Genomic DNA, 14,371 nt, shown 5'->3' with positions numbered 1-14,371 from the left:
GCCACCACGGGCCCGCGGTTCTCAGGTTCCCGGGTGACCGACCGCCCGGACGACCAGATCCACCAGGTCCTCCACGAAGTGCTCGTTGGGCAGTTCACGCTCCGCCACCAGTCGGTACACCAGCGGCGCCGCCACCAGCGTGGCGGCCGACCGGATGTCGACGTCGGGCCGCACCTCGCCGCGGGCGATGCCCCGCTGGAGGATGCGGCGCGTCTCGGCCATCATCCGTTCGGTGTAGTCCGCGTACTCTCCGCTGTCCCGGCCCGCCTCAGCGGCCGACGCCATGAGTTCCGTCAGCAGCCGCGCCGTACCCGGCAGCCTGTACGCCTCCAAGCGCGCGGTCAGCACCTCGCGCAGCTCGGCCCGGATGTCACCCAGGTCCGGCACCGACAGCGGGCCGATGCGTGACTCGGCCGCCGCGATGATCAAGGCCTGCTTGGACGGCCAGCGCCGGTAGATGGCGGGCTTGCTCACCCCGGCACGTGCGGCGACGGCATCCATCGTCACAGCTTTCACGCCCTGCTCGGTCACCAGCTCGATCACCGCCTCGAGGGTGTCGCCCGTGACCCGCTCCTGCCGTGGCCGCCCCGGTCCGCGTTCGGCCTTCTGTGTCCGTGCCCCGACCATGCTCCGAGAATACGAGGCTCCTGGAGCAGGTATTGCCGGGGTGGTGGTACGGCCGCACCTGGGAGCACGTCCTGGGACGGGTGCGGCCTCCCTGCCTCGCAGGGAGGCTGGAAGGGCCATCGGGTTGAACAGCACGCCGAAGTGCCAGCCGATACACGCCTGCGCCCCTGCGACCAGGAATCCGACCAGTGCCCTCAGCCGGGGCCCCGCACAGGCCTCCGTGAGCGGTGGAGCGACCACCGCCAGCGGACCAAGAACATGGTTTTGATCCGGTCGTCGGCGCGACCGGACTGGACCATGGCGTAGTCGTCGAGTGCCTGGTGCCTGGTGCCTGGTGCCTGGTGCCAGGTGGTGCAGGCCGCTGCCAGGTGGCCGATTTCCAGTTGGCGCTCAGCCAGGGTGACGCGGTGCCGGACGCGGGCGCGGCGATAGACGCTGAAGCGCACTTTGTCCGACTCCTGCATCGCCGCGACGGCGCCGGGGACGTCGCGGAGTAGGTAGCGAACTGGCTTTTTTGGCCGGCCTGCGAGGAAGGCCCGCATTCGGGGCCCGGCCCTGGGGGAGGCTGCGGCAGTCGCGTCAGGTGGTCCTCGGACGCGCCCGGCAGCTCCAGTGCCTTGACGTAGTAGCGCTGTGCAAGACCGTGCAGCCCCTCGTCCACGGCCATGTAGCCGGTCAGGTACAGCAGGTCCGAAGCCGCGGACAGCATCGCTTTCCGCACGTCCCGAGGCGCCTCGGCGCCCAGGTAGGAAGCCACGGTGTTCACCATGAACGTGGCGGCCATGGGGCGCGCGTGGCGACCTCCGAACTGGTCGTCCAGTTCCGAGACACGCTCGGTCATGGTGATGACCATCTCCACTTCGTTCATGCCGATACGGCTCACGCGGCCGGATTGGACCGCTTCTGCCCGCCCAATGACGTCGGGCCAACCGGGAATGGTGAGGGCTACGGAGAACAGGCCGGCCCCCCAGGACACTGCGGCGTGATGGGTGGGTGCATCATCGGCGGACCGCGCCGACCAACGATGTCGTCCCTCATTGTCCAAACGCTCGTGATCCCATCGGCCATGGTCTTCCGGGCTTCGCGGTCGAGGCGTAGCGGTTCGCCGTGCGGTGATTTGCCGCTGCGGGTCGTCAGACGAGGACGTTGACGGCTCGGGCGACGACGAGTCCGAGGATGAGCAGGGAGACGACGGACTGGACAGTCATGACGATCTTGGCCCAAGGGGCCAGTGGCATGACGTCGGTGGGGCTGAAGGCGGTGGCGTTGGTGAATCCGAGGTAGAGGTAGTCGATGTAGCGGGGGCGCCAGTGAGTAGCGTTCAGTTCGGGGCTGAGGTGCTGGGGAAAGGCGAGAGCGGGGGTGGGCGGCATGTGGTGGGCCCGGGCGGCGGCTCCGCCGCTGTCGAGCTCGAAGTACAGCAGGGAGAACGCGAGGACGGTGGAGGCCCACACGCTGCCGCCGGCTTGCAGGAGAGCATCGGCGGAGTTGGTCTCTCTACCACCGTGCATGAGGTCGTCGATCAACTGGAGGGTCGACCAGATGGCGCCGCACGCCAGCACACTGACCAGGGCGATCGATACCATACGCATGGCAGCCGAGCGGCGGCTGATTCGAACGGGATCGCCCGCGATCAGCGCCACCAGGAGCAGTCCTTCGACAAGGGGGAGCGCCCAGCGGGGTCCCAGGCGTAGGTCGTCGGGCAGCAGCAGAGTCAGTACCGCGGCGGCGATGACGGCTCCGGCCATCGGCCAGCGGGCCTCGCCGTGCGCCGCCTGCTGTGGCTCGTGCAGATTGCTCGCATCGGAGGGGTGCTGTCCGGTCATGCTCGGCTGCCGCCCGGGTTCGGGTGGGCGAGGCTGGTGCAGTCCGGACCGGCCACGGTCGTGTCCTTTCGAGCGCTATCACCTCATTGTGAGGATGGGCCTCCGTGTCGGCGTCCTGTGACACGCGGAGCACATCACCAGGCATTCGGGTAGGACGGCGCCCATTCGAGGCCAAGGCTTTGAGGTTTGTCATCATCCCTATCAAGTCGATCACGGTCCCCTCTAGATGATCAATTCCAAGGGGTCAGTGATCATAGGTGGTCAGTGAACGCAGGACTGGCTGTCCGGTGTGGTCGTTGTGCCAGATCGCTGCAGTCAGCGCGAGTATTCGCTGCATGACGCGGGCGATGACGCCGGCTGGTGTACGGCTACGGTGCTGTTCCAGGTTGAGCTGTCCTTTGAAGCTCTCGTTCACCGATTCGATGACTTGCCTCAGCGGCTTGAACAGTGGTGCCCCGGCCCGCCCCGACTCGCCTTTGCGGGCCGGTCGCAGCAGCCGGACATTCAGTTCGGCCAACTGGTGCTCGAAGTCGCGGCCGAAGTAGTTCTTGTCGCCGATCAGCGTCTGCCCGGACCGGGCAGCCACCAGTTCCGGTTCGGCGGCGAGCAGGTCCAGCAGCGTTTCGCGTTCGTCGGCCTTGGCCCCGGTCAGGGCGAAAGCGATCGGCAGACCCTGAAGGGTGCACACCAGGTGAAGTCGCAGGCCCCAGAAGAACCGGCTGTGGCTGGCGCAGTAGCCGTACTCGGCCCATCCGGCCAGGTCGGAACGTTTGACGGTCTCGCGGGAGCGTTCCGCATTCGACCGGCGTGGAGTCGACGATCCACACGTCGTCGCTCCACACGCTGATGTCGGTGGCCAGAAGCCGGGTGACCCGGCGAAGCAGCTCGGCGGCCTTGCGCAGGCGCTTGTTGTAGCCGGGCTGTTTTGGCAGATAAGGGAAGAGGTGCCGCAGGTGAGCGCGGGTGTGGCGAAGCCACTTCGCCTCGGAGGTGAAGCCGAGCATGGCCTGCATCGTCGCGAGCGTGACCATCTCGGCATCGGTGAGTCGTGGGGCGATCCCCACGGCCGGCCGCCATGGAGCGAGATGCGGTGAGTCCTTCAGCAGGTCGTCGGTCTTCACGTAAAGTGCGGTGGCGAGGGAGTCCAAGTCTGGCGTCACAACCGCACTTTGGGCTCCCTCATCGCATGCGCGCAGCCGATCCCTTGAAATCGATCATCTAGGACGTCACGTGCTGGACGGGGTGCGGCGCACGACGGGGTATGAGGGTGCCGACGACTGCGCCCGTCGCGCCGCCCAGCGCCCACCCGGCAAGCACGTCGGTCGTCCAGTGCACACCGAGGTACACCAGTGCCAGGCCGGTCACCAGGTTCGCCGCGATCACGGCGGCGGCCGCCGCCCGTCGTCGGCCCCGGCTCGACCACCGCACCGCGAGAAGGGCAGCGACGGTGAGCCCGGCCACCAGGGCGGCGTCGGTGGACGGCATGGAGTACCCGCCCGCCTGCACCAGAGCCAGGCCGGCGTCCGGCCGCGGTCGGGCGATGAGCTGCTTCAGCAGGAGCGAGGCCACCACCGAGAACAGCGCCGCGGCGCCCGCCGCCGCGATCACCGGCCGGGCGGCGCGCACGACCACCACCACGAGCAGCGCGGCCAGGAGCGTGAGGCCCAGGAAGACAACACTGAGTCCGAGGTTCATCAACCCCTTCGCCAGGGTGGTCCAGTCGGCACTCCGGTGCGCGACGAGCCACCGCAGGACATGCCGGTCCGTCGCAGTAACGGGAGCGAACACCGCTGTCATGCCGCCATCCTCTCGGGTGATCACCTCGCGATGGCACTCTATGCGACGACCGATAATCTGCTGAAGGAGCGTCGGACTTGGCGCCATGGCGGCCAGCCGTAGGGATCGCGCCGCAGCTCACGGACGCCGAGCTGGTCACTCTTGCGATGATGCAGGCCATGCTCGGTGTCACCTCCGAGGCCAGGTGGCTCCGGTATGCCGCGGCCCACCTGCGGCACCTCTTCCCGTACCTGCCGCAGCAACCCGGCTACAACAAGCGGCTGCGAAAGTCCGCCAAGCTGCTCCGCCGGGTCGCCCAGATCCTGCCCACCAGCACCTCGGTGCGGAACGACGACGTAGTCCAGTTGCTACGGCCGACTCGCAAGGGCAAACGGCAACGGCCGGGCAGATCTCTGTTCAAGCCGTTGCGGCAGGTCATCGAATCGAGTCGATCAACGAGACTTTCAAGGGTCACCTCGACCTCGAACAGCACCGAGGGCGCACACCCCCGCGGTGTCATCGCCCGCATCATGCAGCGAATACTCGCGCTGACCGCCGCGGTCCGGCACAACGACCACACCGGACAAGACGCTCCCCGTTCGCTGACTTCGTACGATCACTGACCCCTTGGAATTGATCATCTAGGGCCAGAGGGGTCGCAGCCGGCAACGGCCTATCGACCGCCGGGGCCGCGGTCGTCCGGTCATGTTCGCCGCTGTTGGTGTCAGCCGTTGGTGTCAGGCGCAACGACGAGCACGCCACGCGGCTGTGGCGCGGCTTCACCCCAACTACGTTCTCTTCCGTGGTGCTCCGAGGTCCTGGCCGGTGGCGGAGGAGACAGGGTGATGATGCGACGCCAAGGGGGCGCGTTCCTGTCTGATGCTCGCTCTGAGCGCGCCTGCGCTCGCTCTATCCGGCGACGGCGGATCCGAGGCATGGCAGCGCGGCGGGCATTGCGGTGGACTACGACTCGCTCATCCGCGGTCGGGATGCACGAGGAGAAGGGCGCAGCCTGTCTCAGGGTGCCCATCTTGCGAGCGGTTCCCGACAGTGCGGGGCACCGAGGTGCCGAGTTGCTCCCTGCAGCCGGGTCAACTCGTCCGTCGTCCGCCTGAGATGGGAGTTGGCAATGACACTGTCACAGTGGCAGAGAGCGTTGGAGTGGCTGGCCGCCGCGGCAAAAGACCCGCGCGCATGTCGCGAGGACTGGATGCACGGGGTGACCGGGGTCCACCTCCTGGCCACCGGGCGCATGTGGGATGTCCTGACTGTTCCTGAGCGCCTCGGCCTGTACACCGCCGAGTTACTCGACACCATTTCGGTGACCGAATGGGGGCCGATTCTGCACGACGGTCGAGGCCGCCGCGTGGGATTCCTGCTGCCGGCCGACCCCACCGCCTTGTGGGCCGGTCACAACCTGAGATACGTCTCGAAGGGCGGCTGGATCGCGGCCCCCGCCCCGCACTGCCGGTGGGGGACGCTGCACTGGCTCATCCCGCCGGACGGAAGCGGTGCTCTCACCCCGCCTGGGCTTCTGGAATTGGCCCTGGACGAGGCTCTTCGCGAGATGGCCCACACCCATGGCTGCTCTCGGCACCACCTTGTGCCTTGCCGTCGCGCACCAGACCCGGCGAGCGGCACCGACGATCGGGATCCTGACCGCTGCGGGTGATCTACAGGATCTGTTACAAGCACCTTCATGAGGTCCGCGGTCGAGGGAGGTGGGCACACAGGTTCCCGTCAGCTACCCCGGAACTATGTTGCAGGACCGCAGCCCCCCTCACCCGGACAACACGCTTTCCAAGTCTGGAGCCACACCCCACTCTTCCGGACCGCCAAACCACTTACGGAGGCGGCTTCGACCTGATTGTGATCGGGGTCTCTTGCCGACATCACTCGGCCTCACTGGGCGGGGCCAAGTACTTCGTCGGCGCTGCGCGGCTCTGTGCGCGGCTGTTGGTTGAGTTTGTGGCGCGCGATGGAGGAGTGCCGGTAGACCTCTTTGCGGGCGCGCATGATGTTGCCCAGGGGGGCGTGTTCGGCGGTGACCCGCCAGGGTGTGAAGGACAGCGAGTCCATCTTCTCCAGGTTCTCCGGGCTGGAGATGTCCTGCTGTGGCAGCCGCAGCTTGGCGACGGTGACGGACGGGGAGAGCTGTTCGGGCCATTCCACGGTGGTGTCCTCCACCGGCATGCGCTCCAGGTCGGTGCAGAGCTGGACCTGGATGTCGAAGGCGTAGGGCCGCTCCTGCAGTTCGGCCTGCAGGGCCGGTCGGAAGACCTCCGCCGCCGAGGTCGGGTCGATGGTGCGCCGGACCACCGCGGCGGCGGCGGAAGGGTCGGGGGTGATGCGCACCTTGGCGATGTAGTCCCCGTGCCGGACCGCGCCCATGGTCCAGTAGCTCGACAGCAGTACGTTTACCGGAGGGGTCTTTGCCAGGCGGAGGAAGGCCAGGAACTCGTCCCACGCCCAGTAGTCCTGGTCCAGGGTTCCCTTTCCGGTTACGAAATCGGTGTAGAAGCGATGTGCGCCGGGTCGGCCCTGGGAGAAGTAGGCCGGCGCGTTCAGGAACAGTTCCTGGATGAACAGGTAGTGCTCGACCGTGTTGCAGAAGAAGATCGGTCCATTGATGTTGGCGTAGTCGAAGGTGCCCGTGTCCGGTTCGTCTTCCAGCAGGGTCGGGCCGGGGATGTCGAACATCTTCAGCGCCAGACCGGTGGCGGCGCCAAGACGCGCGTCGGCTCCGGCATGGGGCGAGCCGTTGGAGAAGCGGATGAGCGCATCGTGGGTTCCCGGGGTCGCGTAGATCCCTTGGGCGTACTCGGGGGGTAGCCCGGTCAGGATCTCCACTTCCCCTCGGACCAGCCCGTAGCCCTTGGCGTGCGCATCGCGGAGGGCCCGTCCGGTGCCGCCGGCCTCGACCGACTCGGCGATGTAGCTCTCGGTCTTCTCGATCACCGTCTGCACGTTGCGGTCGAAGTCCGGGTCATCGACCTCGACATCCGGTGTGTAGCGGACGAACTGTGCTGCCATGACTCCGACCTCTCCTCTCGGAGACCGTGATCGCGCCTCAGGGGCTTGGAATTTCCCTCAGCCCTCAAGCTCGGCGAGCCAGCGCAAGGCGCGCAGACCCGGCACGAAGCAGTACTCGCCGCCTCGGGTGACCACGAAGCTGGGCAGGTGCTGCAGGCGACGCCGGACCGGCTTCTCCGGGATGGTGACGGTGCCGGTTCCGCCGTGGTGCCCGGCTACCGGGTCCTTCTCGCCGGGGTAGCCGATGAAGTTGCCGTCGTTGATCCATTGGGCCTTGATGAACTCGAACTGCCGTTCCAGGTGCGCTCCGAGGAAGACTCCGACCAGGCCGCGGTCGGCGCCGTCGTCCTCCAGGACGCCCTCGGGCAGCGGCGGGCCGTAGGTGGTGCCGCGGCGGATGAGGCGGTGCATCCGTGCGTCGCCGATGATGGTGGAATCGCGGGGGTTGGTGCGCCGGATGTGCGCACCGGCGGGGCACCGGTACCCCCGGTCGTCGTTCTCCCGGTACAGGAAGTTGTTGACGCGGTGTGGATCGGCCGCCAGCTCCGGATCGTCGTGCTCCGGCGTCAGCGCCAGCGGCGCCCCGCTGGGCCAGCGCCCGACCATCTTCGCCGCCAGGAGCGCCTCCTCCTCGGCGCTTGAGCTGTTCGCGCGCAGGAAACGGCGCCAGGCCGCGACGTCGGTGTGGGCCTTGCGAACGGCTGCGTAGGTGCCGTTGCGTCCCAGCACGTCGGGTGTGGGCATGGGCAGCAGATTGCCGGTTTCATCCGGGTATCCGAGGATGAACTCGCCGGCCTTGATGGGGGCTTCCTGCGGGTTGGAGCCGGGCAGTCCGACACCCTCGATGTTCGGATGGCTGATGCCGTCACGGAATCCGAAGGTGGTGCGCCCGGTCGGGAGCTGGCGGACCTCCTGCTGCCAGATCACCTGGACACCGGGAGTGTCCTCGTAGGCGGCACGGGCCCGCTCCAGCTTCTCGTCCAGCTGCGCCGCATCGGAGGAGAGGGCGCTCAACGCGATGTGGACATCGCCCGTTCCGAACGGTGCCTCCCAGTGGGCCGGCGCACTCTCGCCCACGTCGCCGATCAGCTCCGCCCGAGCGGCCATGCCCTCACGAAAGGCCTGCGGAAAGCTGTCCAGCGACTCCTGGGACACCCCCAAGGCCTTCAGTCCTTGGTAGGTGAACGCCACGGCCACCCAGGCATCCCGGCTCGGGTCCACCTCGGGCAGGCCGGCCGCGGTCAGCGGAAGCAGCCGCCGCAGCAGAGCGCGCCCGGCGTGGCGGTCATCGACGCGCAGGAAGAGGTACTTTCCCTGATAGGGCACGGGCCGTGGACGCAGGGCCCCGCTCTGGACGTCGTCGATCTCGACACGCACACCGGCCGCGCTGCTGCTGTCCGCCGTGTTCATGATCGCTTGTGCCTCCACATTGGTCTCTGTCCGGGCAACCCCGCAATGGCCGACTCCCACTGGCCGACGCGGTCCACCGGCGGTGGGTCGGCTCTGGAGGTCCGGGCGCTAGGCCGAGGCTTCCTCCAACAGCTTCTGGAAGGCGGGCGTGGCCACCAGCTCCGCGTTGGCCGGGTTCTCCAGCGCCTCCCGGAACTGGGGGGTGTCGAGCACCTCCTGGAACGCTTCGTCCACGCGCTGGTCCTTGTAGATCTGCTGAACGGTCAAATCGGGGTAGGCGCTGACGAAGACCCCTGCGGGCTCCTGGTGGGCGAGGAACCAGTCCTTGACCCCTGGATCTTTGATGCCGGGGAACCCTTCGCTGTGCGAGAAGACCTTGTCGAAGCGTTCCCCGACCACCGTCTTGGCGAAGTCGTCGATGTAGGTGTCCCAGGAGCCGTCGAAGACGCTGGCGAACATGAACCTGGTGTCGTTGTCGAAAATGACGTGCCGTGCGTCATGCAGCGTGCCGATCTGGCGCAGCGCCGCATGGACATTCTCGTCATTCGCCGCGTCGGCGAGCCAGGTGAGATCCTCGCGCAATGCATCGGCCTCGCCCTGCTTGATCTCGGTGAAAACGGTGAACTCGTTGGAGACCCCATCCGTCCTGCCCGGGTGTTCAGGGTGAGCTGGCGGGGTTGCACCTGTCGCAGTCATCGCAAAGCTCTCCTGTCACGGATCGGTGCGAGGGTCGCCAAGCACCAAACATGAGGCGCCATCGCCCTCACACGTCAATGCTCACCGCGGATCCGCTGCCTCGCATCCTCAGTGCTGGCCGATGCGGTCACCCGGGACGGTTCCCGGAAAGCTTCGGCGCTGGCGTGCCCATTTTGATCACTCCATGCTCCCCCACCAGGGGCGATTACGTTCCGTGCAGCGTTTCCGTCACGGTGCTGAGAAGGAAAAGCAGCCTCGCGTGCCGGCTTGCCGGTCGGTTCCGGGACGGCATCAGAGCGGGCGCGGCAGGCCAGGCCCGGGGCCATCGCGTCCCGAGAAGCTCCCGAGGACAGATCCGGCCAGGCGCAGGAAGATGGAAGCGGTGGGGCGTGCCGCCGTCGCCATGCCGGGCAGCCACTTCCGCACAGCCGTGAAGACAGCGGCGCAGCCGATCACAGAACAACCCGTTGCACCGTACAGACGGTCGGATCACCCGCTTCCCGCCAAGCCCAGTCCACTGGATCGCCATCCGGAGGCAACGATGGGCGCAGTCCTCGGTGACGTGCTGGGTTTCGCGGCGGCCGTCGCGGTCAGCCCGCTCCCGATCATCGCCGTCATCCTCATACTCGCCACGCCCCGGGGACGCCTCAACGGAGTCCTCTTCACCGTCGGCTGGATCCTGGGACTCTCGGTACTGGGCGCGGTCATGCTGGTGATCGCTTCCCCCGCAGGTGCCTCCGCCCACAAACACCCGGCCACCTGGGTGGGAGCCCTGAAGCTCGCTCTGGGCGTGTTCCTCGTCCTCTTCGGCGCCCGGCAGTGGCACCGGCGCCCAAAGGATCCCTCGCAAGCCCGGCTGCCGAAGTGGATGGGCGCGATCGACCGCCTCACACCGGTCAAGGTCTTCGCACTCGGACTGGCCTTGGCCGCGCTGAACGCCAAGAACGCCCCGCTGACCATCGCCGCGGGCGCCGCGATCGGCTCAGCGGGACTGCCGGTCGGGCAGCAAATCGCATCGCTTGCAATCTTCGTCCTGATCGCCACCCTCGGCCTGCTGGCCCCGTTGGCAGTCTTTCTTCTCGGGGGAGAGCGAGCCAAGACCACGCTCGGCAACTGGAAGAAGTGGGCTGCTCAGCACAACGTCGCCGTGATGGCCGTCCTGTTCTTCGTCCTCGGCCTGAAATTGCTCGGAGACGGCATCTCCATCCTCACCTCCTGACAGGCTCGGCCGGTCGTGGTGGTGTTCGAGCTCCTTTTGCGCCGCGTCCTTGTCTCGCTGGGCCTTGTTGATCCACTGGGTGACGACGGCGGGGTCGGCCCCGGCGTCGAGGGCTGCCTGGTAGCGGGCGAGCCGCCGCTCGCACTCCTTGATCGCCTGGCGTGCCTGAGCCTGCTCGGGGGTCTGGGACTGTGCGGTGCTCGCTGCGGCGCTCGCGGGGGTGAGCGCTTCGATGGTGACGCAGAGCCGGTTCGGGGCGAAGGCCCGGGCGATCCACTGATCCAGCGCCTGGCACACGATGTCTTCCCGCAGGTAGACGGTGCGCGGGTGCGTCAGGTCGGGATAGAGGGCGACTTCTTCCTCTTTGAACTCGCAGCGGTAGTAGACGCAGCTGCGGATGGTGGCGGGCTGCATCTTGCGCCCGCACAGGCTGCACCGGACCCGACCGCGCAGAGCGTACGGGCGCCCGCCCCGCTTCCCGGCGCGCTCCTGCAGCCCCTGGTTGCGGGCGCGCTGTGCGCGCACGGTGCGGACGGCATCGAAAAGAGCGGGGCTGATGATCGCTTCGTGGGCGGGCTCAATGGAGTGGATCCACTCATCAGGCGGGTTGTGAGTCATGTGGGTGCGGTGGCCGAGGGTGACGTCGTCGACGTCGAGGAGGCGTTCTTCCTTACGCTGCTTGTTCCAGACCTCGTGGCCGGTGTAGCGGGGGTTGAGGAGGATGGCGCGCACGGCGCCCTGCTGCCATGCGGTCTTCTTGCGGTGCGGATTGCGGGTGGCGTCGTGGGCGGAGGGGCAGGGGATGCCTTCCCGGGTGAGCTGGGCGGCGATGGCGCTGTAGCTCAGTTCAACGTCGACCGCTCGACTGTCACCCGGGCCGTCGGTGAGATGCGTCGGTTACTGGCGGAGCGGGGTTTTGTTGTTCCCGACAGGCCAGGCCTGCGGCTTCGAACGCTGGAGGACGTGTTCGCCTACGCCCAGGCCGAGGGTGTCGAGCTGAGGTTGGACGCCACCGAGGTGCAGGTGCGACGGCCGGCCGCCGGCCGGGGCGGCAGGCGGGCATTCGTGTCGGGCAAGAAGAAGCAGAACACGATGAAAGCCACTGTCATCGCTGACCACCAGGGCCGCACCCTGTGGGCCGATGGCCTGCGGCCGGGGCGAATGCACGATGCGACCGCAGTTCGCGCCGCTGGCATCAGCGGCTGCTTCCAGCACTTCGACCTGGTGGAAGTGCTGCTCGACGACGGCTACCTGGGCCTGAGCCGTGACCATCCCGGCCAAGCACTCACCCCGCCCAGAAAGCCCCGCCCCGGTGCACTGCCCAGCAGGGTCGAACAGTGGGAACGCGATCGGCACAGCCACTCATCCGACCGCATCACCGTCGAGCACGCCCTCGCCGACCACAAACGCTGGAAACAACTCATGCGCTGGACCCACCGTCGCGATCGCCTGCCCGACACCTACCGAGCCATCGCCGGCCTCGTCTCCGACCGCACTGTCATGACCTGAAAACGGCCGAGAGCAGGCCGACCACGCCTCACCCGCTATCACGCACCAACTCGTTAGTACTGGGCGTCGTTGTTGCTGCCGAAGTCGGGTACGTCGGTGGACAGCAGGTGTTTGGCGCCGCCTTCGAGGGCCTTGGCCGTCTCGGTGGAGCGGGGGAGCATGGTCTTCTCGTAGGTGCGGATCGCGTCGGCGACGGTGGCGGCGTTCATGAGAGCGAGGGCGATTTCGCTGGCGTCGAGCATGGCGAGGTTGACGCCGACGCCGAGCGGGGGCATGAGGTGGGCGGCATCTCCGAGCAGGGTCACCGTCGGGTTGTGTTCCCAGGTGTGCGGGACCGGGAGGGCGAAGATCGGGCGGTTGACGTAAGGGCCGTCGTTTTCGGTGATCATCCGGCGGATGCGGGGCGACCAGTGGGCGTACTCGCGCAGGAGCAGGGAGCGGATGCCGTCGGTGTCCTCGACTGTCAGGCCGCTCGTGTTGATCCAGTCGACCGGGACGCGTTGGATGATGTAGACGCGGATGTGGTTTCCGCTGTTGCGCTGGGCGAACAGGCCGCGCTCGCCGTCGGCTGCGTGGGCGCTGCCCTGGCCGACCAGCTCGGCCAGGTCCGGGTGCCGGTTCTCGACGTCTGAGAACCATGCTTCCAGGAAGCTCACCCCGGTGTACTCGGGGACGGCGGGGGACACGGCCGGGCGTACCCGGGAGGAGGCGCCGTCGGCGCCGATGACCAGATCGGTCTGGGTGGTCGTGCCGTCGGTGAAGTGCAATTGCCGCGGCCCGTCGTCAGGTCCGCTGATCGTGTCGAGGGCGCGGCCCCAGTGCACGGTTCCCGGGTGCAGGGAGTCGAGCAATAGGTTGCGCAGCTGGCCACGGTCGATTTCCGGCTTGAAGAGTTCGTCGGGCGCCGGGACTTCATGGGACGTGATCGTGCCGGTCGGGTCCATCTGGCGCATTTCCTGCCCTTCGGGGCGGGCGAGCTTGAAGAACTCGTCGAGCAGACCGGCTTCGCGCAGGGCGAGCTGACCGTTGTCCGCGTGCAGGTCGAGGGTGCCGCCCTGGTTGCGCGCGTCGGGGCCCCGGTCGCGGTCGTAGACGGTGACCGCTATGCCGCGCTGCTGGAGGATGCGGGCGCAGGTCAGTCCGCCGGGGCCGGCACCGATGATGCTGATGCGTGCCCGGGCAGGTTCTGGGGAGTTCATGGTTGTCCCTTTCAGTCGGCGAAGAGAGGCGGGCAGGCCGGGCGTTGTCGACCTCAGCACCGGCACCGGCATGTGACCCGCAGAGGGCCTCTCAGGTGAACAGGTCGGCACGGTGCAGACGATGACCAGGCCGACGAGGATGTGCCGCTCAGGTGCTCGTGCATATCCATAGAATCAGAGCGAGTAGAAAAGTGCAACGACTCTACTTAGTGACTGATTCGACTATCTAGTACGCTGTAGTCATGACCGTGCCCTCTGCCAGCCGCCGCGACCGCAAGAAGGCGGCCACCCGGCAAGCGATCGCCGACGCCGCACTGCAACTCTTCCTGGAGCGCGGCTACGATCAGGTGAGCATCCGTGACATCGCCGACGCCGCCGACGTGTCGACCGCTACGGTGTTCAAGCACTTCAGCGGCAAGGAAGCGCTGGTATTCGACCAGGACGAAGACCGAGAGTCACAGCTGATCGCCGCGGTGCGGCAGCGACCCTCCGATCAGAGCATCCTCGATGCCCTCCGACAGCACGTCCTGGACACCTGGCCGTCGATCGAGGCACATCCTCAGGCGGCCGAGTTCACCAACCTGGTGAACTCAACGCCGGTGCTGCGCGCCTACGCCGAACGCATGTGGACCCGGTACACCGACAGCCTCAGCGCAGTCATCGCCGACGAGTTCGGCGTGGAGCACGACAACCTCGCGTGTGTAGCTATTGCCCGATTCGTACTCGAGATCCCGGTGCTCGCTCGCGGCCGGCGGGACCGCCGGGCCGCCATCGAGGCAATCTTCGACATCCTCACCCACGGCTGGGAGCCGCCAAGCAAGCCGCCCGCGCCGTAGCACCTGGACCGTTTCCTGAGCCCGTCCTCGACAAGCCTCGGCTTGCCCCACTACGCGTATCGGTCGCACTCACCCCCTGCCTGGCAACGAGACCTGACATCCCGTCATTCCCAAACGGCAAGCACCTCATTCTGATCCCAGTCCTTAGGGCGTGCAGATCTTTAACTCGTGGCTTTCTGCTTGGTGGTTCGTTGGTCAGGCATGAGCGGGTTGGATGGGCAACGGACCGCGCTGGCAGCC

10 protein-coding genes and 5 pseudogenes are annotated in these 14,371 nt (G+C 67.3%); 5 read left to right on the top strand and 10 right to left on the bottom strand.

Features of this window, described 5'->3' with window-relative positions; all coding sequences use genetic code 11:
* Nucleotides 1-21 precede the first annotated feature (21 nt).
* From ACZ5NH_RS42345 to ACZ5NH_RS42325, 5 genes and pseudogenes are all read right to left on the bottom strand, one after another.
* Entirely contained in the window at nt 22-627 is a 606-nt protein-coding gene (locus tag ACZ5NH_RS42345) for a TetR/AcrR family transcriptional regulator (protein ID WP_468783421.1), read from the bottom strand.
* A gap of 194 nt (nt 628-821) precedes the next feature.
* Nucleotides 822-1,616, bottom strand: a pseudogene (locus tag ACZ5NH_RS42340) (transcriptional regulator); the annotation flags it as partial.
* A gap of 144 nt (nt 1,617-1,760) precedes the next feature.
* On the bottom strand, nt 1,761-2,453 hold the full coding sequence (locus ACZ5NH_RS42335; protein ID WP_468783419.1) for a hypothetical protein: 693 nt from the start codon (nt 2,451-2,453) through the stop codon (nt 1,761-1,763).
* Nucleotides 2,454-2,697: 244 nt separating this feature from the next.
* A pseudogene (locus tag ACZ5NH_RS42330) lies at nt 2,698-3,613 on the bottom strand (IS982 family transposase).
* A gap of 58 nt (nt 3,614-3,671) precedes the next feature.
* Nucleotides 3,672-4,250, bottom strand: coding sequence for a phosphatase PAP2 family protein (locus tag ACZ5NH_RS42325; RefSeq protein ID WP_468783417.1), 579 nt, complete (start codon nt 4,248-4,250; stop codon nt 3,672-3,674).
* Between the two features lie 30 nt (nt 4,251-4,280).
* Here ACZ5NH_RS42325 and ACZ5NH_RS42320 point away from each other — a divergent pair.
* Nucleotides 4,281-4,852 (top strand): annotated as a pseudogene (locus ACZ5NH_RS42320) (transposase family protein).
* Nucleotides 4,853-5,358: 506 nt separating this feature from the next.
* Nucleotides 5,359-5,901: a hypothetical protein gene (locus ACZ5NH_RS42315; RefSeq protein ID WP_468783415.1), complete on the top strand. Its 543-nt coding sequence runs from the start codon at nt 5,359-5,361 to the stop codon at nt 5,899-5,901.
* 230 nt (nt 5,902-6,131) lie between these two features.
* On the opposite strand, the gene ACZ5NH_RS42310 is transcribed toward ACZ5NH_RS42315, so the two are convergent.
* The 3 genes from ACZ5NH_RS42310 to ACZ5NH_RS42300 all read right to left on the bottom strand — a co-directional run bounded on the left by ACZ5NH_RS42310 (nt 6,132) and on the right by ACZ5NH_RS42300 (nt 9,368).
* Nucleotides 6,132-7,262 carry a catalase family protein gene (locus ACZ5NH_RS42310; protein WP_468783413.1) on the bottom strand — a complete coding sequence of 377 codons (1,131 nt, stop codon included), beginning with the start codon at nt 7,260-7,262 and terminating at the stop codon, nt 6,132-6,134.
* Between the two features lie 57 nt (nt 7,263-7,319).
* Complete coding sequence (locus ACZ5NH_RS42305) at nt 7,320-8,672, bottom strand: Dyp-type peroxidase (protein ID WP_468783411.1); 1,353 nt, start codon at nt 8,670-8,672, stop codon at nt 7,320-7,322.
* Between the two features lie 108 nt (nt 8,673-8,780).
* Nucleotides 8,781-9,368, bottom strand: a complete 588-nt coding sequence (locus tag ACZ5NH_RS42300) for a hypothetical protein (RefSeq protein WP_468783409.1) — start codon at nt 9,366-9,368, stop codon at nt 8,781-8,783.
* A gap of 541 nt (nt 9,369-9,909) precedes the next feature.
* Here ACZ5NH_RS42300 and ACZ5NH_RS42295 point away from each other — a divergent pair.
* Nucleotides 9,910-10,587, top strand: a complete 678-nt coding sequence (locus ACZ5NH_RS42295; protein WP_468783407.1) for a GAP family protein — start codon at nt 9,910-9,912, stop codon at nt 10,585-10,587.
* Between the two features lie 570 nt (nt 10,588-11,157).
* Here ACZ5NH_RS42295 and ACZ5NH_RS42290 read toward each other — a convergent pair.
* A pseudogene (locus tag ACZ5NH_RS42290) lies at nt 11,158-11,391 on the bottom strand (recombinase family protein); the annotation flags it as partial.
* A 48-nt stretch (nt 11,392-11,439) separates the two neighbouring features.
* Between ACZ5NH_RS42290 and ACZ5NH_RS42285 the strand changes: the two are divergent.
* Nucleotides 11,440-12,096, top strand: a pseudogene (locus ACZ5NH_RS42285) (transposase family protein); the annotation flags it as partial.
* A 53-nt stretch (nt 12,097-12,149) separates the two neighbouring features.
* Here the strand turns inward: ACZ5NH_RS42285 and ACZ5NH_RS42280 are convergent.
* The gene (locus ACZ5NH_RS42280) at nt 12,150-13,295 is read right to left on the bottom strand and encodes an FAD-dependent oxidoreductase (protein WP_468783405.1); all 1,146 of its coding nucleotides are present in this window, start codon (nt 13,293-13,295) and stop codon (nt 12,150-12,152) included.
* A gap of 242 nt (nt 13,296-13,537) precedes the next feature.
* Here ACZ5NH_RS42280 and ACZ5NH_RS42275 point away from each other — a divergent pair, with 242 nt between their 5' ends.
* Nucleotides 13,538-14,131 (top strand): TetR/AcrR family transcriptional regulator, encoded by a 594-nt coding sequence (locus ACZ5NH_RS42275; protein WP_468783403.1) that lies wholly within the window; start codon nt 13,538-13,540, stop codon nt 14,129-14,131.
* Nucleotides 14,132-14,371: the final 240 nt, after the last annotated feature.

Source organism: Streptomyces sp. NPDC031426, assembly GCF_055581585.1.
This window is presented reverse-complemented; position numbering and strand designations above follow the sequence as displayed.